This window comes from Nonomuraea antimicrobica, assembly GCF_039536965.1.
GTDB lineage: Bacteria > Actinomycetota > Actinomycetes > Streptosporangiales > Streptosporangiaceae > Nonomuraea > Nonomuraea antimicrobica.
This window is the reverse complement of the sequence record NZ_BAAAZP010000081.1, coordinates 1-19,165: the sequence shown is the minus strand read 5'-3', so window position 1 is coordinate 19,165 and position 19,165 is coordinate 1. Positions and strand designations below refer to the sequence as shown.

General features: G+C 65.6%; 17 protein-coding genes and 2 tRNA genes. 17 read left to right on the top strand and 2 right to left on the bottom strand.

What is annotated here, in order from left to right:
* Positions 1-24: 24 nt before the first annotated feature.
* From ABD844_RS21155 to ABD844_RS21145, 3 genes are all read left to right on the top strand, one after another.
* The gene (locus ABD844_RS21155) at positions 25-1,530 is read left to right on the top strand and encodes a potassium/proton antiporter (protein WP_344880339.1); all 1,506 of its coding nucleotides are present in this window, start codon (positions 25-27) and stop codon (positions 1,528-1,530) included.
* A gap of 79 nt (positions 1,531-1,609) precedes the next feature.
* Entirely contained in the window at positions 1,610-1,930 is a 321-nt protein-coding gene (locus ABD844_RS21150; RefSeq protein ID WP_344880336.1) for an FmdB family zinc ribbon protein, read from the top strand.
* Positions 1,931-2,565: 635 nt separating this feature from the next.
* Positions 2,566-2,871: a hypothetical protein gene (locus ABD844_RS21145; protein ID WP_344880333.1), complete on the top strand. Its 306-nt coding sequence runs from the start codon at positions 2,566-2,568 to the stop codon at positions 2,869-2,871.
* Positions 2,872-2,991: 120 nt separating this feature from the next.
* Here ABD844_RS21145 and ABD844_RS21140 read toward each other — a convergent pair whose 3' ends face one another.
* Positions 2,992-4,959, bottom strand: coding sequence for an MFS transporter (locus ABD844_RS21140; RefSeq protein WP_344880330.1), 1,968 nt, complete (start codon positions 4,957-4,959; stop codon positions 2,992-2,994).
* Between the two features lie 110 nt (positions 4,960-5,069).
* Here ABD844_RS21140 and ABD844_RS21135 point away from each other — a divergent pair, with 110 nt between their 5' ends.
* From ABD844_RS21135 to mscL, 3 genes are read left to right on the top strand one after another with little or no spacing between them, the layout of a single operon-like run.
* Positions 5,070-5,876, top strand: coding sequence for an S-methyl-5'-thioadenosine phosphorylase (locus ABD844_RS21135; protein ID WP_344880327.1), 807 nt, complete (start codon positions 5,070-5,072; stop codon positions 5,874-5,876).
* Positions 5,873-6,457: an RcpC/CpaB family pilus assembly protein gene (locus ABD844_RS21130; protein ID WP_344880324.1), complete on the top strand. Its 585-nt coding sequence runs from the start codon at positions 5,873-5,875 to the stop codon at positions 6,455-6,457. The genes ABD844_RS21135 and ABD844_RS21130 overlap by 4 nt, the downstream gene beginning before the upstream one ends.
* A gap of 29 nt (positions 6,458-6,486) precedes the next feature.
* Positions 6,487-6,885 carry a large conductance mechanosensitive channel protein MscL gene (gene mscL / locus ABD844_RS21125; protein WP_344880321.1) on the top strand — a complete coding sequence of 133 codons (399 nt, stop codon included), beginning with the start codon at positions 6,487-6,489 and terminating at the stop codon, positions 6,883-6,885.
* A 9-nt stretch (positions 6,886-6,894) separates the two neighbouring features.
* On the opposite strand, the gene ABD844_RS21120 is transcribed toward mscL, so the two are convergent.
* A complete protein-coding gene (locus tag ABD844_RS21120) occupies positions 6,895-7,959 on the bottom strand; it encodes a D-alanyl-D-alanine carboxypeptidase family protein (protein ID WP_344880318.1) in 1,065 nt (354 codons plus the stop codon).
* A gap of 830 nt (positions 7,960-8,789) precedes the next feature.
* Here ABD844_RS21120 and ABD844_RS21115 point away from each other — a divergent pair.
* From ABD844_RS21115 to ABD844_RS21065, 11 genes are all read left to right on the top strand, one after another.
* Positions 8,790-8,862, top strand: a tRNA-Arg gene (locus tag ABD844_RS21115).
* A gap of 702 nt (positions 8,863-9,564) precedes the next feature.
* Complete coding sequence (locus ABD844_RS21110; RefSeq protein ID WP_344880315.1) at positions 9,565-9,843, top strand: hypothetical protein; 279 nt, start codon at positions 9,565-9,567, stop codon at positions 9,841-9,843.
* 484 nt (positions 9,844-10,327) lie between these two features.
* Positions 10,328-10,972, top strand: coding sequence for a Crp/Fnr family transcriptional regulator (locus ABD844_RS21105; RefSeq protein ID WP_344880312.1), 645 nt, complete (start codon positions 10,328-10,330; stop codon positions 10,970-10,972).
* Between the two features lie 18 nt (positions 10,973-10,990).
* A complete protein-coding gene (locus ABD844_RS21100) occupies positions 10,991-11,782 on the top strand; it encodes a hypothetical protein (protein WP_344880309.1) in 792 nt (263 codons plus the stop codon).
* 216 nt (positions 11,783-11,998) lie between these two features.
* Complete coding sequence (locus ABD844_RS21095) at positions 11,999-13,906, top strand: hypothetical protein (RefSeq protein ID WP_344880306.1); 1,908 nt, start codon at positions 11,999-12,001, stop codon at positions 13,904-13,906.
* A 9-nt stretch (positions 13,907-13,915) separates the two neighbouring features.
* On the top strand, positions 13,916-14,632 hold the full coding sequence (locus ABD844_RS21090; protein ID WP_344880303.1) for a hypothetical protein: 717 nt from the start codon (positions 13,916-13,918) through the stop codon (positions 14,630-14,632).
* Positions 14,632-14,910 carry a helix-turn-helix domain-containing protein gene (locus ABD844_RS21085; protein ID WP_344880300.1) on the top strand — a complete coding sequence of 93 codons (279 nt, stop codon included), beginning with the start codon at positions 14,632-14,634 and terminating at the stop codon, positions 14,908-14,910. The genes ABD844_RS21090 and ABD844_RS21085 overlap by 1 nt, the downstream gene beginning before the upstream one ends.
* Positions 14,907-16,037, top strand: a complete 1,131-nt coding sequence (locus ABD844_RS21080; RefSeq protein ID WP_344880297.1) for a hypothetical protein — start codon at positions 14,907-14,909, stop codon at positions 16,035-16,037. The genes ABD844_RS21085 and ABD844_RS21080 overlap by 4 nt, the downstream gene beginning before the upstream one ends.
* Before the next feature lie 393 nt (positions 16,038-16,430).
* Positions 16,431-16,493 (top strand) — tRNA-Arg (locus tag ABD844_RS21075).
* 774 nt (positions 16,494-17,267) lie between these two features.
* Positions 17,268-18,281 carry a protein NO VEIN domain-containing protein gene (locus tag ABD844_RS21070; protein ID WP_344880294.1) on the top strand — a complete coding sequence of 338 codons (1,014 nt, stop codon included), beginning with the start codon at positions 17,268-17,270 and terminating at the stop codon, positions 18,279-18,281.
* Between the two features lie 100 nt (positions 18,282-18,381).
* The gene (locus tag ABD844_RS21065; RefSeq protein ID WP_344880291.1) at positions 18,382-19,155 is read left to right on the top strand and encodes a hypothetical protein; all 774 of its coding nucleotides are present in this window, start codon (positions 18,382-18,384) and stop codon (positions 19,153-19,155) included.
* The last annotated feature ends 10 nt before the right edge of the window (positions 19,156-19,165 follow it).

The following is a 19,165-nucleotide window of genomic DNA, read 5'->3' as shown; positions in this document are numbered from 1 at the left end:
ACGCAGGTACGAGAGGGGAGCCAGATGACGCTGAATGTCTGGCTCCTCGTCGGCGCCGGGATCGTCATCGCGGCCATCGCGTCCGTACGCCTCGCGCATCGCAGCGGTCTGCCCAGCCTGCTGGTGTTCCTGGGCTTCGGGCTGGCCGTGGGGCCTTCCGGGTTCGGCATCCCGTTCGAGAGCCCTGAGCTCGCGCAGCAGATCGGCCTGTCGGCGCTGGCGGTCATCCTGGCCGAGGGCGGTCTGACCACGAACTGGTCCCACGTGCGCCGTTCCGTCCCCTTGGCCCTGATGCTGGCCACCGTGGGCGTGACGGTCAGCATCGTGGTGGTGGCGCTGGCCGTTCAGGGACTGCTCGGGATCGACGGCACGACGGCGCTCGTCTTCGGCGCGGTGCTGGCGTCCACGGACGCCGCGGCCGTCTTCTCCGTCCTGCGCCGGCTGCCGCTGCCGCCGCGCCTGGCGGGGGTGCTGGAAGCCGAGTCGGGCTTCAACGACGCGCCCACGGTCATCGCCGTGGTGCTGCTCAGCGGGGCGTCGGGCTCCCAGGCGACGCTGGGAACGTTCCTGCTGGAGACCTCCATCGAGCTGATCATCGGCGCGGCGATCGGGCTCGCCGTCGGCCCCGCCGGTGCGTACGCCCTGCGCCACGTCGCCCTGCCCGCCTCGGGCCTCTATCCCATCGCCGTGCTGGCGCTCACGTTCGTCTCGTACGGCGGCGCCGTCCTGCTGCACGGCTCGGGCTTCCTGGCCGTCTACCTGACGGCCCTCATCCTGGGCAATTCGCGCCTGCCCCACCGCGCCGCGACCAGGGGTTTCGCGGAGGGAGCCGCGTGGCTGGCGCAGATCGGCCTGTTCGTCATGCTCGGCATGCTGGCCGACGTCGTGGAGATGCCCTCGGCCATCGTCCCCGGCCTGATCACCGGAACGGTCCTGGTGCTCCTGGCCCGTCCGCTCTCGGTCGTGGTCAGCACGTCCCTCTCCTGGGCGCTGCGGCTGGGCTGGGTGGGCTGGCGCGACCAGGCGTTCCTGTCGTGGGCCGGGCTGCGTGGCGCGATCCCCATCGTCCTGGCCACCATCCCGTGGGCGGCCGGCGTCGAAGGCTCCAAAGCGCTGTTCAACCAGGTCTTCGTGATCGTCGTCGTGTTCACCCTGCTCCAGGGGCCGACGCTGCCGTTCGTGGCGCGCGTGCTGGGAGTCTCCGCGCCGGGCGAGGCCCACGACCTGTCGGTGGAGTCGGCGCCTCTGGAGGAGCTCAAGGCCGACCTGTTGCAGGTCAAGGTCCCGACCGGCTCGCGGCTGCACGGTGTGGAGGTCTTCGAGCTCCGCCTGCCCGCCGGCGCCGCGGTGACCTTGGTCGTACGCGACGGCAAATCCTTCGTACCGGCCGCCACCACCCGCATCCGCGTCGACGACCAACTCCTCCTCGTCACCACCGCCGCCTGCCGCGACCAGGTCGAACGCCGCCTGCGCGCCGTCAGCCGCAGCGGCAAGCTGGCCGGCTGGTACGGCGAGCGGGGTTTGGAATAGCTGTTTGACCCCATCGGTTACCATTAGCAGTCGCATCGCTCGAGTGCCAAAGCTTGTAAGGACTTGTAAGGAGGAGCGCGTGCCGACGTATCAGTACGCCTGCAACGACTGCGGTGAGCAACTCGAAGTCGTTCAGAAGTTCACCGACGATGCGCTGACGGTCTGCCCGAACTGCCAGGGCAACCTGCGGAAGGTGTTCTCCGCGGTCGGCATCGTGTTCAAGGGCTCGGGCTTCTACCGGACCGACAACCGCTCGTCGTCCTCGGCCACCTCCTCTTCTGCTTCGTCGGGGGAGAGCAAGTCAGGCGAGAGCAAGTCGACGGAGAGCAAGTCCTCGGAGGGCAAGTCGTCGGAGAGCAAGTCCACCACCGCCCCGGCGCCGGCGGCCGCCTCCAACTGAGGACAAGCCCCGGTCCGTACGCGGGAGACGCCACATCGCCCCACCCGCGAACCCCACCGGGGCCCGCTCCCGGCGGCCCACCGCATCGGCACTGACGCCCCAGCCGATCCCCCGTCCCGCGAACGCACAAGACCCGCTGTAGGGCCCGGAAAGGCCCGCCGCGCCCGCTCTAAGCCATCGAGGCGGACCGATGCGGCCACGAGGCGCCGTCGGGCTTCCAGGCCCCGCAACGGCCCATCCAACGATCGGCCTGCACCCGCGCCGCGCCGCGCCTCCGCCATCTCCCGCGACGACGCACGCCGGTCACCCGGCAGCAGCCTGCGACTCCGTCAAGATCCGCGAACACCCTGGCCCCGCGCCCAGCACTCCCCCCGGCGACATCGCCTCAAAGAATCACACCCAGGGGATTGCTTTCCTCCCCCAGACAAAGACGGACCCATCCGCGCCACACCGGACATTTCCCTGCATCTCGACAACAACCCGGTGGAGAAAACCTCACCCGCCCGACGGCGGTCCTCTAAACCCCCGCCCACACATGGCCCCGGGCTTGCCATCATGTGCTCGCACACCTGTGGAGACCAGGGAAGATCAACAGCCCGGCCTCCCTCCCAGCTAATGCAAAGGCACAGTTGTCCGTGGACGTAGAGGCAGAGCTTCTCGACCTGAAGCGTCGTATGCAAGCAATCGAAGCAACCATGTACTCCGGAGACGCCACCCCGGCCTCGGTCATCACCGAACTGAAGAAGATGATCACAGCCATCGAGACAGGGATCAACGACGACCTGGCGGCTCACGGCGTGGAGATCGCAGGTCTTCGCCATCAGATCAACGACTGCTTCACCTCCGCGCACAACCAGGTACTCGAACGATTCGACTCCCTCAGAATCGACCTCATGCACCTCAAACTCATACTCGAACAACAACTCAAGAGCAGCGCATAGAGCCGCTTACCGGCAGCGCCCTCGACACCACGTCCGAGGGCGCCGCCGCCCCCGCCGTACGTCAAACGTGCCACCCGCCTCCACCCCACAAGTCACCCTCAAAAGGGCCACCCACCCCCGCTACCGAGGCCGATCAACCTCCGCCCCCAGCAGTTCCTCCGCGATCCGATCCGCGAGCCGTGCGAGCTGCGGATGTGCCCCCCAATCCGCCACCAACAACCTCAACCCCTCACACGCGCACTGCAAAAGCCGCGAAGCCGCCCGTTTTCCCGCCTCCGTGAGCCGCAACGCGTCCCCGTCATCCGACCGCCGCACCAGCCCCACGTCCACCAGTTGATCGACGTACGGCCGTCCGTATTCCTTGCTCACCTTGGCCCGCGCGGCCAGCTCCGCGCAGCGCACCCACCCCTCCCCGCCCAGCCTGGCGATGATCCACACGCCCTGCGGCGAGATCCCGTTCAACCCCGCCACCTCCCCGAGCCGGTCGTAATAGCCCCGCCGCAGGTCGGCGTCGGCCAGCCGGACGAGCCCCCGCTCCACCTCCGCCAGCGAGGACCGCTCCGCGGACGTCGCCCCCAGCCCTTCCCCCAGATCGGCCGCCTTGGTCGTCTCCCTGAGCCGCGCCTGCGGTATGAACCAACTGAGGAGGAACGCCCCAAGCATCACGGGCGCCGCGACCCGGAAGACGGCCACGATCGCGTCCGCGTAGACATGCAGGAACCCGTGCGCGAGCCCCTGCGGCAACCGCTGGATGGCGGTCGGATCCTCCCGAACCCTCGCGGGATCGAACCCGGGAGGCAACCCGGCGCCGCGGAGCACCCGCCGCAGATCGTCGTCCAGCGTGGCGGCGAACACCGCCCCCAACGCCGCCACCCCGAACGACCCTCCGATCGACCGGAAGAACGTCGCCCCCGACGTGGCCACGCCGAGATCCTTGAAGTCGACCGCGTTCTGCACCACGATCACCAGCACCTGCATGGTCATCCCCAGCCCGGCCCCGAGCACCAGCAGAAAACACCCCATGACCAGCAGACTGCTGTCCTCCGTCATCGTGGACAGCAGGAACATCCCCACACTCGCGGCAGCGGTCCCCCCGATGGGGAGGAACCGATATCTCCCGGTCTTGGAGATGATCTGCCCGCTCACGATCGACATGCTCAGCATGCCCGCCATCATCGGCAGCAGGTACACCCCCGACAGGGTCGGACTGACCCCGTGCACCACCTGCAGGTAGAGCGGCAGATAGGTGAGCGCCCCGAACATCCCGAACCCCACCACGAACCCCACCGCCGACGACATCGCGAACGCCCTGACCCCGAACAGCCCGAGCGGCAACACCGGCTCGGCCACCCGCCGTGCGGCGATCACCCATCCGGCCAGCAGCGCGACCGCCGCTCCGGCCAGCCCCACGATCACTGGATCGTTCCATCGGTACGTCGTCCCGCCCCATGTCGCGATCAGCACCACGCACGAAGTCGCCCCGCCGAGCAGCACCACCCCCGCGTAGTCGATCATGTGCCTGGTACGCGAGCCATCCCCCGGCAGCACCGTCACGATCACGAACAACGCGACGGCCCCCAGCGGCAGATTGACGTAGAACACCCAGTGCCACGACAGATGATCGACGAACAGCCCGCCGAGCAGCGGCCCGACGATGCTGGACACCGCGAAGACCGCGCCGAAGAACCCTTGGTACCTCCCTCGCTCCCGGGCCGAGACGACGTCGCCCACAATGGCCTGGGCCAGCACCATCAGCCCGCCCCCGCCAAGCCCCTGAAGGGCACGGAACGCGATCAGCTCCCCCATGTTCCGACTCAGCCCGCAAAGGGCCGACCCGACCAGGAAGATGCAGATGGCGCCGATGAAGAGCCGCTTGCGCCCGTACTGGTCGCCCAGCTTCCCCCACAGCGGAGTGGAGACGGTCGAGGCGAGCAGATAGGCGGTGACGACCCACGACAACTCCTCCAGCCCGCCGAGGTCTCCCACGATCGTCGGCAGGGCCGTGGACACGATCGTCTGATCGAGCGCCGCCAGCAGCATGCCGAGCATGAGCGCGACGATGACGAGGGTGAGGCCCTGTTGCCGCATGCGGCGATCCTACTCTTCGTACTGGTGTGCCCACGCAGCGCGATCGAGTTATCCACAGAATGCCATTCGGGTTTCCCTGCCCTCGCACCGCTCCGGCTACTCTCAGCGCCATGGTCACTCGCGCAGACATCGGCGTCATCGGCGGTTCAGGCTTCTACTCCCTGCTCGACGACGCGGAGGAGATCGAGCTCGCCACGCCTTACGGCCCCCCGAGCGATGTCGTCACGGTCGGACGCATCGGCTCGCGCTCCGTGGCGTTCATCCCCAGACACGGGCGGGATCACCGCTTCCCGCCACACCGTATCCCCTATCGCGCCAACCTCTGGGCCCTGCGCTCGCTCGGCGTCCGCCAGGTGCTCGCGCCGAGCGCCGTAGGCTCGCTGAGAGCCGAGTACGGGCCGGGCGCCATCGTCGTCCCCGACCAGCTCGTCGACCGCACGTCAGGGCGCGTACAGACTTACTACGACATCGACGGCGCGGTCCATGTCTCCTTCGCCGACCCCTACTGCCCGTCCGGCCGCTCCACCGCCGTCCGGACGGCCCGCGAAACCGGCTGGGAGACCGTCGACGGCGGCACGCTGGTGGTCATCGAGGGCCCCCGGTTCTCGACGCGGGCCGAGTCGCAGTGGTTCGCGGGCAACGGCTGGTCGATCGTCGGCATGACCGGCTTCCCCGAGGCCCTCCTGGCCCGCGAGCTGGCCCTCTGCTACACCTCCGTCTCCCTGGTCACCGACCACGACGCCGGGGTCGAGGCGGGCCAGGGCGTCACCCACGACGAGGTCCTGGAGTTCTTCGCCCAAAACGTGACACGCATGCGCACCCTGGTCTCCGAGGCCGTCCAGTCGCTCCCGGACGAACGCACGTGCCCCTGCGGCCAGGCCCTCGACGGCATCAAGCTCCCCTTCGAGCTGCCGTGATCCGATCCTGGCTGTCCCGCTACGGCCGTCGCCGCCGCCTCATCGCGGCGGCGCTCGCCGCCCTGGCCGTCATCTCGGCGTTCATGGCCACCCGTCCCGCCGCCTCCGCGCCCACGGTCCTGGTCGCCTCCCGCGACCTGCCTCCCGGCCCCCTGCGACCGGGAGACTTCCGCCCGGCGGCACTCAACCTCCCGCCGAAAGGAGCGATCCGCACCCTCGCCACCGGTCAAACCCTGGCCACCCCCATGCGCATGGGCGAGCCACTGACCGACGTCCGCCTCCTGACCTCCTACCCGATGCCGCCGGGCATGGTCGCCACCCCCATCCGCATAGCCGACGCCGCCACCGCCTCGCTCCTCGCCCCCGGCTCCACCATCACCGTCCTCGCCAGCCACGACCAGGCCGGCCCGGCCCACGCGATCGTCACCGACACGAAGGTCATCACCATCCCCAAACCCTCGGCCCGATCCTCGTCAGCCGACGGCACTCTCCTCGTCCTCGCCGCGACCCCGTCCCAGGCCGCCGAACTGGCCACCGCTCAGGCCCACTCCCGCCTTTCCATCACGATCACAACTAACTAAAGGTAATCGTTCGGCTACGATCTCTTTCCGTGAACGGATTCAAGAAATTCCTCATGCAGGGCAACGTCATCGACCTGGCCGTGGCCGTGGTCATCGGGGCCGCTTTCAACGCGATCGTGCAGTCGTTCGTGGCCGACCTCCTGACGCCGCTGATCTCGGCGTTCGGCGGCCTGCCCGACTTCTCCTCACTCAAGATCACCGTGGGCCAGTCCAACTTCATGTACGGCAACTTCATCAACGCGGTCATCTCGTTCCTGATGGTCGCCGGGGTGGTCTACTTCCTGGTGGTCAAGCCGTACACGCATTTCCGCGACCGCACGGCCGCCAAGGTCGAGTCGACGACCCACGAATGTCCCGAATGCCTGTCGGAGATCCCCAAGGCCGCCTCTCGCTGCGCCTTCTGCAGCTCAGAGGTGGTCACAGTCTGACCGCCGGCCTCAGAGCGGCGAATCGAGCTTGGGGTCGTATTCCCAGTGCCAGGGCTCGAACGGACCGCTGTAGGCCCAGGCGGGGTGGAACCACCCGTACCGCTTGGAGTTCTTCTCCATCCACACGAACTCCGCCGACCCCGACCTCTCCACCCCGCCACACAGGTCCACTGCCAGCCCGAGCCCGTGGTTGCTCCGCCCCGGCACCGCCGCGAACCCAGGCCGCCGATAGTAGACGGACTGCTGCTCGGCAAGGCTCCGATACGCGTCCGTCACGCACATCGCCTTCCCGAACCGCTGCCGGTAGGCCTCGTTCAGGCTCACGAAGGCGATCGTGGCATCCGCCCTGAGACTGTGGCCCTTCTGCTGCAGCGGACACAGCATGCCCTTGGGAATCAGCCCATTGGGGTAACTGTCGGCCGTCGCCGCCCGCAGCGGATTGCACCCGAGCGCATCCCGTCCGACCTTGTCGACCTTGATCCCCAGCTTCACGAGCGCCTCGGTCAGCGACTTCACGATCTTGTCCGAACGCTGCCGCAACGTGTCAACCTCGGCCGCGAGCTGCGCCTCCCCCAGCAGATTGCCGGCCCGAAGCTCCTGCGCCTCACCGGCCAGCCGCTCGGCCTCTTTGTACAGGGCGCTGGTCTGCTCGACGGCGTGCTGGCGTGCGGACACCATCTGGTTCGCGTCCATCATCGCCCGCAGGGTCTTCTCATCGGCGCTGCCCGACAGGAACGGGACGATCCCCCCGGCCATGAGCGGCTGCTGATACATCAGCTCGGCCATCTGCGACACGGGCTGCCGCATCACCGCAAGCCGCCGCTCAAGCTCCTGCAACGCGGCCAGCTTGGTCTTGAGCTCCTTCTCGGAGGCGGCGATGTCGGCCCGCCGCTTCTCCAGAGCCTTGGTGGCGTCCTCGAGCTCCTTGGCCGACCGCTCGGCCTCTTTCCGCAACTCGGTCAGATCCGCCGGATCCTGCCGCTCGAGCGCGTACCGGCCGTCCTGCACCCGTACGAACGCCTGAGCCTGCACCGGCGCCTGCCCACAGGACACGAAGAGAGAAGCCACCGCCATGACAACCGCGATCAGACCCGCTGATCGAGGGGCTGGCACCTTCGACTCCTCCGTTTGCAAACTCGTTACCCAGGTCAGGCACGCACGTTACTACAGCCCCCCGCATGCCCGGACCGAACTCCGAAGAGCTGCTATGAGACAAATAGCCCACTTTGCCAACCCAGCCGCACCCGCAAGCCCCACCAACCCATCCTCAAGAGGAGGTACGCCAGACAGACCCTCCAAGTTCACATCCCCGGCACCAAACTCTCCCCAGCCATCCCCTCCTGCTCCCGATCCCGGCACAACTCCCACAACCACGTATCCACCCACTCCCCCGGACATCCATCCTGAGTACGCACAGGAACCGGCGTAACAGGCTCCTCCACCACCTCCGGACGAACCTCCTCATCAACCACCTCCCGCCTCTGCTCCCGCCCCCGCTCCTGCGGCATCGACCGCGCCGGCGCAGGCACAACCCCCGCATACCGCCGATCAGGCCGCGCCGGCGCAGGCACGATCACCGGCTCGAACGCCACACTCGCCGCCCCACCACCCACCGCGCCACCCCCCTGGCGCCCCTCCTCGAACCCCCGGATCTCCCCCGCCAACAACCCACCCGCAAGAATCGCCGGCGCCAGCAACGCACCGAACAACACCACGGGCCGCCGACGGGCTTGCGTGCTTCGCCTCCTGCTCACAGGCAGACGCTATCCACGCACGATGCCCACGAATCTGATCACTTGTCATGCCTTTACCGCAGCTCAGACCACCCATAACCAACCCCGCCCAACAGATCGCGCCCCCAGGTCCCACAGAGTGCCAGACTTTCGCTAGGCTTACGAGAGTCCGCCTCCGTAGCTCAGGGGATAGAGCACCGCTCTCCTAAAGCGGGTGCCGCAGGTTCGAATCCTGCCGGGGGCACTCGCCTAGATCGGCGTTTTTGGCCCCTGACCTGCGGTTTCTCAGCCGCAGGTCTTTGTTTTGTGGACCTTGATAGGCAACCGACGGTGCCCGCATGCAGCCGTAAGACCATGATCAGGGGACATGCGCGGGATGATCTTGAAGGCGTTTCCCCAGGTCAAACCGCAATTCTGGGCCATCCGGGTGTCAGTGGCCCGCTACGACCGCCTGGGGTACCGACAACGACAGCCGCTGATCGTGCCAAATACGTGCGCAAAATCCGAGCTCCCCCGCCCCGGCCGTCGCTGTTGAGGATGTCAGCACTCCTCGTACCCTGGCCGGGCCGGGTCCTGGATGCTGGCGGAACCTGTCAAACCCGGTGAGACGTCAGGCTACTTGCGTGCTTTGTGGTGAGGTGCTGGTCTCGGAGGTCACGGGTGGCTGGTTGATCCACACCTTGGTCGGCAGTGCCGGTGGATAGGGTCGCCGGCCGCGGAACCGTTCCGGATGCGCCTGGAAGGCCGCGTGGAGGGTGGCGATCCGCCTAGGAGACCGTGACAGTGACCCATCCGAGCTCGTGGCAGGGGCCGTCCCAACAAATGCGAACGCCGTAGCATCGACAAGCTGCTCGCACGCTCGATGGTGGAGGGGCGACAGGGCCGCCCGGCACGCCTTGAGTGATCAAGCAGATCGCATCGAACTGGATGCGCGGAGGCGATCGGCGTGTGCAGTACCCCCAACACCGCACTGGTCCACTCGCTCGGCTCCGCCCATGTCATCGACCACACCAAGGAGCACTACACGCGCGGCACCAACCGGTACGATCTGCTGCTGGACCATCGCGAACCACGGCGTGCTCGTGAACAGGCGCGTTCTGCGGGCGGGATGGTGGAGTGCGCGCCTTTCCTCGACCGGTGGGTTAGCTCGGTGCGGCGGGTCGTGCTGCTGTCCACATCGACCGTGCCCTTCTCCATGCCTGGGTGGGTGGATCGGGCCGACTGACGGACACCTTCGATGATGCTCATTGAGCACGTCATGGACCGTCTCGCGCGTCGAAGCGGGCCGGCAGCTATCGCCACATCACGGATACGCCTGCCACGACCACCGGGGCGCCATGGGGCCTGTCGGTAGCCGCAACGATCCACAACGCTAAGCGGGGGTGGCCACGGCGTCCCTGGCCATGCACCACGCCACCTTTCCCCTGGCCTTGCACCACTCGTCCACACAGCAGCATTTGCCATCTCTCGGTCCTGCCACCATCATGCCCAGATCGCGATGGAACTCATACGGTCGATTACGGCGTTCCGCTTCACGCCTCAAGCTCTCGAAGCTCTACCCATTCACAATTAGAAGAATATCTTTCACATCACTATCGCAACACTGTGGCCAGCTAACCATGAAGAGCAACATGCAATGACGCCCTGGCTTGATTATTAAGAACTTTGATATAGCTCCGCACCTGGCCGCATCGCCCTAAAATCGCCCCATGAATACAACTCCAGAGCGGGAAGTCTGGGAAGAGCTCATCGCCAATTCCCGCAGGGTCCGCTATCGCGCCAAGGAGCTCATTCTCAGGCAGGGTGAGCCCGGCAATCATGTCGTCATCATTCTCGATGGCCAGGTCAAAGTGCAGCGAGTCGAATCCAACGGCGAATGCAACGTCCTGGCCTTCCGCGGATCACAAGAGGTCCTGGGAAGGACCGCCGTGCTGTGGCGCCGCCGTCGTTTCGCGAGCGTCGAGGCGCTGAGCTCATGCCAGGTCGCCTGCGTTCCCGCCGACGTGTACTGCACAGCCATGGCGAGGACCGCGCTCGCCGCACAGGCAGTGGCGCACGCGCATGAACGCCTCCTCGAGTCGATGGTGGTGCAGGGCAACGGCCATCCCAGCACCCGACTGGCGTTCGCCTTGGCCAGACTTGCCGAGCGAAGCCAAGGCGATGCCCGACCCGACGAGCGAGCGGTGTTGTGCTTCACCCGCCTCGACCTCAGCCGGCATCTCGGGGTCGGCCGGAACACCCTCTCGGAATTACTCAAGCAGTTGGAACCCTTCGGCGTCGACACCGGGCGAAACTCCATCACGATCACAGATCTTCCGGCTCTGCGCGCGTTCGCGAGCGAGCTCGAAATCTGAAGAAGAAAGGAGCAATCTATGAATGGCGGGCCGGCTCACGGCAGCAATCAGAGCATCCTGATTCCCGACTATCGGGGAATCCTCGCAGTAGATGCGGAGGGCTTCACAGAACTCAGTTCCGTCGAGCACGAGGTAGTCGTGCCACTCATTCAGGGAATCCTCAAGTCATCACTCGAACGCGCCGGCCTCGCGAAGGTATGGAAGGACCGTGAATTTCCTCAAGGCCGAGGCGACGGATACGTGTTCGGGTTCAATCCGAGCAAGATGCCGCTTGTCATCGACCCGTGGCTCCGGGAGCTGCAGAACGTTCTTTCCGAAGACACCGCGAGCCCGATCCCGATCCGGCTTCGCGTCAGCCTCCACATTGGCCCGCTACCCGTCAACGGCGTGGAGCACGACGGAAACGGTACCCCCCGCAACGACACTCATCGCCTTCTCAACGCCGACCAACTCAAGACGATCATGGCCGCGGCGAGCCCGCATGTGACCCGGGTGGCGGCCATCCTCTCGGACCGCTGCTACGAGGACGCTGTTCTCAGCGGCCGGACGCTTCACCCCGATCACTTCATCAGCGTGTCGGCGACCGTCCGGGGCAAGAGTTTCCAGCAGCAGGCATGGATCCATCTGCCGGCTCCTTCGGGCAACCTTTTCGACCGCTGCTTCTTCGGGGAGCCGGGCCCGAGCGACCCGCCTCCCTCCTCCGCCCCCGACAAGCCGAGCTGGCAGGTACAAGAGATCAACAAGGTCACCCGCGGCAATCTGAACACCGGCATCATCCACGGCGACCAAGCCATCACCTACCGCGGCTGAGGCACACCAGACGAGCTCAACGGGCGCGAATGAGATCTATATCACACACCCTGTGCACTCGCGGTGCCGAAGCTCCTGTGTGGCCAGTGGACACTCACGCCAAGAGGAGAAGCCCGGGGACTGACCACCAAGCTCCCCAGCCGCCCCCCATAGATGGAGGTCTTCCATTGACTTTCTGGACTACAGACACGGTTACGCCCGACCCGGGTGGCCAGGATGTCTGAAAATCCGTACTCCGGGTCGGATTCCCCGCTCCACATTTCCGTCGCCGTTGGCCAGATGGTGAACACCGGTCGCATAGGCGGAAGTCAGAGAATGAGCGGCCATGTTACGGCCGAACCGCGCCTGCATCACGCTGACAAATTTCGGGGCAGGTTGCCCCAGAGCCTGCTCGCGGAAGCCGCGATGGGGTTCGTTCCTCCCCATTGGATGAAGAAGGCACAGGAGAAGAGCCGCAGCGGAATCGTGCTCCTGGCTGGAGGACGTGGAACGGGCCGTCGTATAGCCGCACTGAACTTGCTGTGCCGCGAGCACGGTGCCGCCGCTTCCATTCGTCACCTGGACGGCGATCTCGATTTCGGCACCTGGCAGCCGGCCTCCGGCGAGGCGAACGGATATCTGGTTGAAGGCACTCTCGGCGGCCTGATCAGGAACGGAGCGGCCCTCACCTCGATAGGCGCCCGGCTCTTGGAGGCAGGCGCGGTGATGGCTGTCGTCCTTCCGGACGATCCCGAACTCACGACCCAATTGGACGACCTCCTCGACATGGCTCCAATCCACTGCACGCCCCCGGACCCCCAGGAGGTCTTGCAGGCAAAGCTCGCCCTGGCTGTCCCCGAAAACGAGGACCGGAGGCGACTTCTTGGCAAACTCCCCTCGGAACTGTTGCCAGAACTCCTCCCGCCAGGCGCCTCGCCTCGGGACGCGGTGGACGTGGCGAAGGCGATAGTCACCGCCACGGGGTCAGCCGAATCGGCGGGTGCGCGTGCCGCATATATCGATGTAACCCTGGCCGAGCAGGCTGACCGCGAGATCGCAGAACTCCTGCCGAAGTGGCTGGATGATCCACCGGCCATGAACGCGCTCCTCGCGGCGGCGGTCTTCGCGGGCTCCAGTCCGCAGACCATCGCAGAGCAGGCTGATCGTCTGGCCACGGTGTCGCATGCCCAGGAAGTGGTCGATACGAGCATCACCTGTCAAGGGGGACAGCGTTCCCTTCACGCCCTCCTGTGCCTGGCCGGTGTTCGCACCGACACGGTTCAGCGCCCCGGCAGACCTCCGGAAACCCGCATGTTCTTCGCTCGCTGCCAGTGGCCAGGAGCCATATTGCGTCACATATGGCATGGGCCCTCGGCTGATTCTCTCGTGTCCTGGCTTCGGGGTGTCGAGGGGCATGACCTGATCGAGCGAGCGGGTTGGGCCCTCGCGTTGTCGGTTCCGGCGAAGCGGGGGAACGGACGGCTGCGCCGAATCCAGACGTGTGCGATGTCCGGCGGTCCCTCGGGGCGAGCCGTGGCGGCCAGAGCTCTGCGGATTCTGATGAACGACTCGAACCTCTCGCAAGAGACCGCAGCCTGCCTGGGAAGCTGGGCGTACGACCAGCGCTGGCCCTTACGGTGTGTCGTGGCCGTCACCTGTGGCAGCGACTCCGGAATCGCTCCGCTCCGTCCGGCTTTGGCACTAATGCGCAAGGTCGTCAGGAGCGCGGATGCGGACCCGAACCATTACGTCGATCAGGCTGTGGACGACGCCATACTTCATCTGTTCCGCCGAGGCGACCGGCGTGTCGTGCTACGGGAACTGTGCGACTGGACGGAGTCCGAAGGCGCGCAAGCCTGGTACGCGACGCGTGTCCTCTCCAAGCTGCTCCGCTCCGATCTGACCTGGTTCGGGGCCCAAACCGCCGATGACGAAGTTTTCGACATGACCGTGCTGCTGATCAGGCGGACACTGCGTGCTCGCGGGCCAGTCGGCGCTCTCCGCGACGTGATGCTGCGTTGGCAGCGTGCCGCGAACTGGGATCCGATCCAGGCTGAAGCCGTCGACGCCCTACTCTTTGCCGTCGGCGCCGACCGACATCCCCACGTACGACGGTTCCTCAACGCGATCGACCGACACCGATGAGGAGTACCCATGCCACTGCACCAGAGGAGCGACCTGTTTCAACGGATCGACGAGCGGATCGCTTCGGGCGAGCATGCCGGTCTGTCGATCGAATTCGGCAAGGTTCACCTGACCCCGTACCAGGCTCGGGACGCGGTGCGCGGCCTCGCTGGCGACACGACGCTGCGTGACATGGTCTGGCGCGAGGCCATTCTCGCGGCACAGCGCGAGGAGCCGGGGGACGACATGGCGCGACTGTTCGCCGTGTGGCTGGGGGAACCCTGGATGCGCCGCGCCATTTCCATGGTCTCCGCCTGGATACGCGTGAGCCACGAGGACCTCGAGGCTGAAATGGTCACCTCTTTTCTGGAGGGTTTGACGTCCGCCGACGCCGAGTCGCCCGGTGCGAGCGACAAGCTGCTCAAGTCCGCGGCGAACAGAACCTGCTCCGCGGTGAGGAGCGGCAGGCGTGAGATCCTCCTGGAAGATCCCGCCATTCTCATACCGCCGGATGACCTGGACCTGTTCACCCGGGACCGGTGGGAACTGGAAATCACGCCACCGGGACGAGCAGATGGGCTGTCCGCCCCGATCCGCTTCACCGCCTCTCCCACACAGATCGAAGGCGAACGGCTCGGAATGCTCGCCCATCGACTCGGGCTACAGGACATCGTCTACCGCGCGCGGCGACCCCCCGAGGGTCGGCCCATCGGAGCCCTGTCGCTGCGTCGGGTGGGAGCAGCCTGATGACTGGGACACCGCTGACCTTCGCCGAGATATTCGGCCTTCCTCTCGCCGTCGACCTGCGCACCGCCGCCAGAGCCCTCGGCATTCATCCGGAGACCGCTTACCGCTTGATCCGCATCGGGCGCTTCCCTTGCCCCGTCGTCCGAGTCGGCAACCGTTATCGCGTTCCTACCGCGTTCCTGCTGGACACGCTCGGCGTTGACCAAGTTCCGGTCTACGCCGAAGACCTGGAGACGGGCGTCAGATATGCCGCCCGAGAAATGGAGGAGCCCGGATGACTGTCATTGCCCCGCCCACTCTCGCTGAGCCGCCGGACGAACCGAATGAGCTGGCGCACGTACGAACGTGTTTCGCCATCGGCCCGATCGGTGACTCATTCGCAGCTCCTGGTAGTCGAAAGCGGAAGACCTACGAGGAAGCCTTGGAGATCTTCGAGCACGTCATCCTGGCCGCCTGTGGAAGGTTCGGCATCAAGCCGGTCCGCGCGGACGATCTACCCGGCTCTGGCGAGATCACGGACCAGATCTGCCGCCACATCCGAGAAGCCGACATCGTCATCGCCGATCTGGGTGGCGGCAATCCGAATGTGATGTACGAGCTCGGACTACGTCACGCTACCGGGAAGCCCACAATCCAACTCGGCGACCACAAACGGCTCCCGTTCGACATCTCGAATGTCAGGACTATCAAATTCGCCCGAACGAAGGGTGGCCTGATCGAGGCTCGCAAGGCCCTAGAGGATGCGCTCGAAGCCGGCATGCGTGACGGATTCGATCTCCTGACCCCCGCCAGGATCATACGTAGTCCAGTCGACGGCTCCGCATCGGTCTATCCCGTCCACATGGAGGAAGATCAGGAAACGCCAGGCCTCCTGGAGGATCTCGCTCTGATCGAGACCGAGATGGTGCAGATGACCGACGATCTCGAGGAGATCGGCGCCTGCATCAAGGCCATCGGAGCACTCACAGAGGCGGCTGCCCCCGATTTCAAGCGGGCCGCCTCCAGGAGTGCGCGAGTCGACGTTCGAATGGCGCTCATGGCCAAATACGTCCTGGCCGTCAGCGGCCCAGCAGATGACCTTGAGGCAAGTGCCACGCGGTTCGCCGAGCGGATGCAGGCGACCGATGGCGGCGTACGAGGCATCCTGCGCTTCTTCGCCACCACCCCACGCGAGCACCGCCGGGACGACAACAGTGAGTTCCTCCACAGCTTGATCGAATTGGCCAAGCTGTCCAGCGAGGGCATGAAACCACTCGACGAGTTCGGGACGACCGTCGACTGGGCCAGTGGGTTTAGCCGACAACTGCGTAAGCCGCTGATGAAGATCTCAGGTGCGGTTGGGAAGGTAACCTTCGCCGCGTCCCGCATCAATGAGTGGGCGGAAGCGGCCCGTGCTTTGCTGTAGCAGCGCGCGGAACAGTTTGGGCCCGCATCGCCGACACCCGTTGCGGGCCTTGCAGAGTCAGCTGATCAAGAAGCCGGAGGGAGGCATACATCTCGGAAGCGGTACGTGAGCCACGACGGCTGACGACCTATCCGTTTCGTTTTGCTTCTGAACCACCCGCCCCCACCCTAGGTGTTCCACTACGCCGAAGCCACCGCTGGCTGGGCCGGCTGCAGCGGCTCTGATCCGACACAGAGCACCCGCATCTGAAGAGCGGGAACGCCTTGCAAGGCTCCCACCACGGATGTCGCTTTGACCAGGCCAAACAGCAGCCAGATGACGGGTCGCTGGAAGTTGTTGCTCAGGACCCGGTTTACGTCAACCAGCCCACACATATCGCCCATGAATAGACATACTCGACCCGGTACGAGTCGAGCTCTCCTAAAGCGGGTGCCGCAGGTTCGAATCCTGCCGGGGGCACGCATCTCGACCAGGCAATTCGCCCTCTGACCTGCGGTTTCTTAACCGCAGGTATTTTGCTTGTCAGGCGCCTGATAGGTCGCCGAGGGCGCCCATATGCAGCCGTAGGAGCTTGATCAGGGGACATGCGGGGGACGATCTTGAAGACGTTTCCCCAGCTCACCTGAGCCTTAGATCACGTTGTTGCCTCGTGGCACCCGTGCCGCTGGCCCCAAACAGCGTGCCGCTCGCCACCTGAAGATCATGGAAACCCGCAGAAAGGCTCCCCCACGGCCCGTACGCCGATGGCGCCCACGTCCGCCCGCTCGGCAGGCCGCACGGTGGTCACGACGTGGCAGGCAACCTCCTGTGCCTCTGCTCAACGAGCATATGCTCTTTGACCAGGGCGCGATCACCATCAAGGACGACCTCACGGTGATCGACCGGCTCACGGGCGGATGTCCCGCTCTTGCTCCAGCTCCCGGATCCGGTCCTTGAGCTGCTTGGTCTCCTCTTCCAGCACGTCGCCCGAGCGTACGTGCCCGGCCAACGCACCCTGACCAGCAGCGGCACCGCCAGCCGCACCTTGCCCGCTCTCACCCTGAGCCTGCGCGCCCGCACCAACACCCGCAGCGTCTCGCGACTGACTCCTAAATCCCTCCCGATCGACGTGATCATCCGACCCCTGCCTTGACAACACCAGTGCCACCACGTCGGCCTTGAACTCGGGCAGGTGGATTCATCGCTATTAGAGACATCACTTCCCCTGGACCCCGAGATCCAGTCTCCAAAGTGTCCGTATTCATGGGGGAACGACAGCATGTGTCGGTTACCGTGATCGATATGGCCGAAGCTTCGTTTCTGATGGTGCATGTGAGCCAGAGCGCTACGGGGCAGGACAACCTCGCCTTCGGACTTGAGACTCGATCCTGGGGTTTCCCAAGCCGCATCAAGGAGTATGCGAGCACCAAGATGGACTTCGTCATCCTCGGAACAGGTGCGAAGCCGCGAGTGGACCTTGGGCTCTGGCTGGACGACACGATCGATCTGTACGTGTGTCAAGCGGTTGGGAACGTCTATGAGGGGACAGCCCCACACTGGCCCGACGAGGCACATGATCACCTCGTCAAGTATCCAACGCGGTTCGGCATCGAGCCGCTCGCCAGGCTCACCGACGTTCCTCTGGGCCCGACCGGTCCGCTACCCCTGGCGGGCAGCGACGCGATCCGTCGGTCCGGTCTCCACCGTGGCTTCGGAAAGCCAGTCCGGTTCAATCCCGACAAGTTGTTCAAGCTCATGGGTGTCACCCCCAAGCATTCCTCTGCCGACAGCGCTCCGCTCATCCCGTTGAACCAGACTCACCCTGTCCAGGTGCCGACGCGTCCCAAGCCTCCAAGGAGCGTTAGGCATGGCACGGGTGCCGGACGGCAGAGCGATCCGCGGAAGCGCGAGGCTGTTGAGCGCCACGCGGTCGACCTAGCGATACAGCACTACAGGCAGGCCGGCTGGACAGTGAAAGAGGTCGGCAAGCCCTACGACTTGCGCCTTACCAAGGCCGGCGCCGAGCGACGTGTGGAAGTTAAGGGCACCACGGGCGCCCCCACGTCGGTGGAGCTGACCGCCAACGAAGTCCAGCATGCCCGCGAGTTCCCCGAAGTCGACCTGTTCATGGTCAGCGACATCACCGTCACGGGCACCACCCCCAACTTCACCACCAGCGGCGGCACCGCAACGTTGCTACCCAACTGGGAACCCGCTGACGAGGACCTGCGGCCGACTCGTTTCGAGTACCGCATCCCCTCATAACGACCGTGCTGTACGACACCGATCACCGGCCGCGCTCGGATTGTCCGTATGACGTCCGGTCGGCGCACACTCGTCATCTCACCCCATCAGGAGCACGAGGGTGAAGCCCCGTTACTTGCTGGCACGTTCGGCCGGCGACTTGGCCGCAATGAACACCGAAGACCTCGTCCGGACGCTTGTACGCCGAGCCAACGAGGTGTACCGAGTCGTTGTCAAAGATCCGGAGGAGCAGTCCTGGCGTGCCAGCATCCCAACGGTCCTCGACGTCCTGCTCCTGGCCGGGCTGGGCGACGTAATGGTCCTGCTGGAGATGAGCACGCTGAGCAGCGACGCACGCATCGACATGCTGCTCGTGGGATCCCATCCCAACACCGGCGAACTGTCGGCCGTCGCCGTAGAGAACAAGCAGTGGTCGAAGCTGGCCCTCAACCCTCGTACCCGCAGAATCACTCATCTCGGCGCGGGACCCGAGGACAGTCAGCATCCGGTTGAGCAGGTCTGGGATTACTGCCGGGCGCTGGAACGCCAAGTGCCGATGCTCAAGGGAGCACTGTGGGGCGTGGCGAACCTGCATAACGCCTCGACCACGGCCGTCGCCAAGATCATGCCTCCAGGCGGTCAGCTGCGCCCCGATGTTGACGGCAAACGTGTTCGGGCCTTCGGTGATACCACCGACCGTAGAGAGTTCGCCCGTTTTCTTACCACAGTATTGAGTGCCGAGGGTGCCAGCAACCACGTCCGCCGGATCGATCGTGCGCACGTTCGCCCCAGCGAAGAAGTCATGCAAGCCGCTTACGAAGCGGTTCGGGGCAGGCGGGTCTTTCCACTGAGGCTTTTTCAACCCGTGGCGGCGGGGGTGCTGGTCACAGCATGATCGCGAGCTG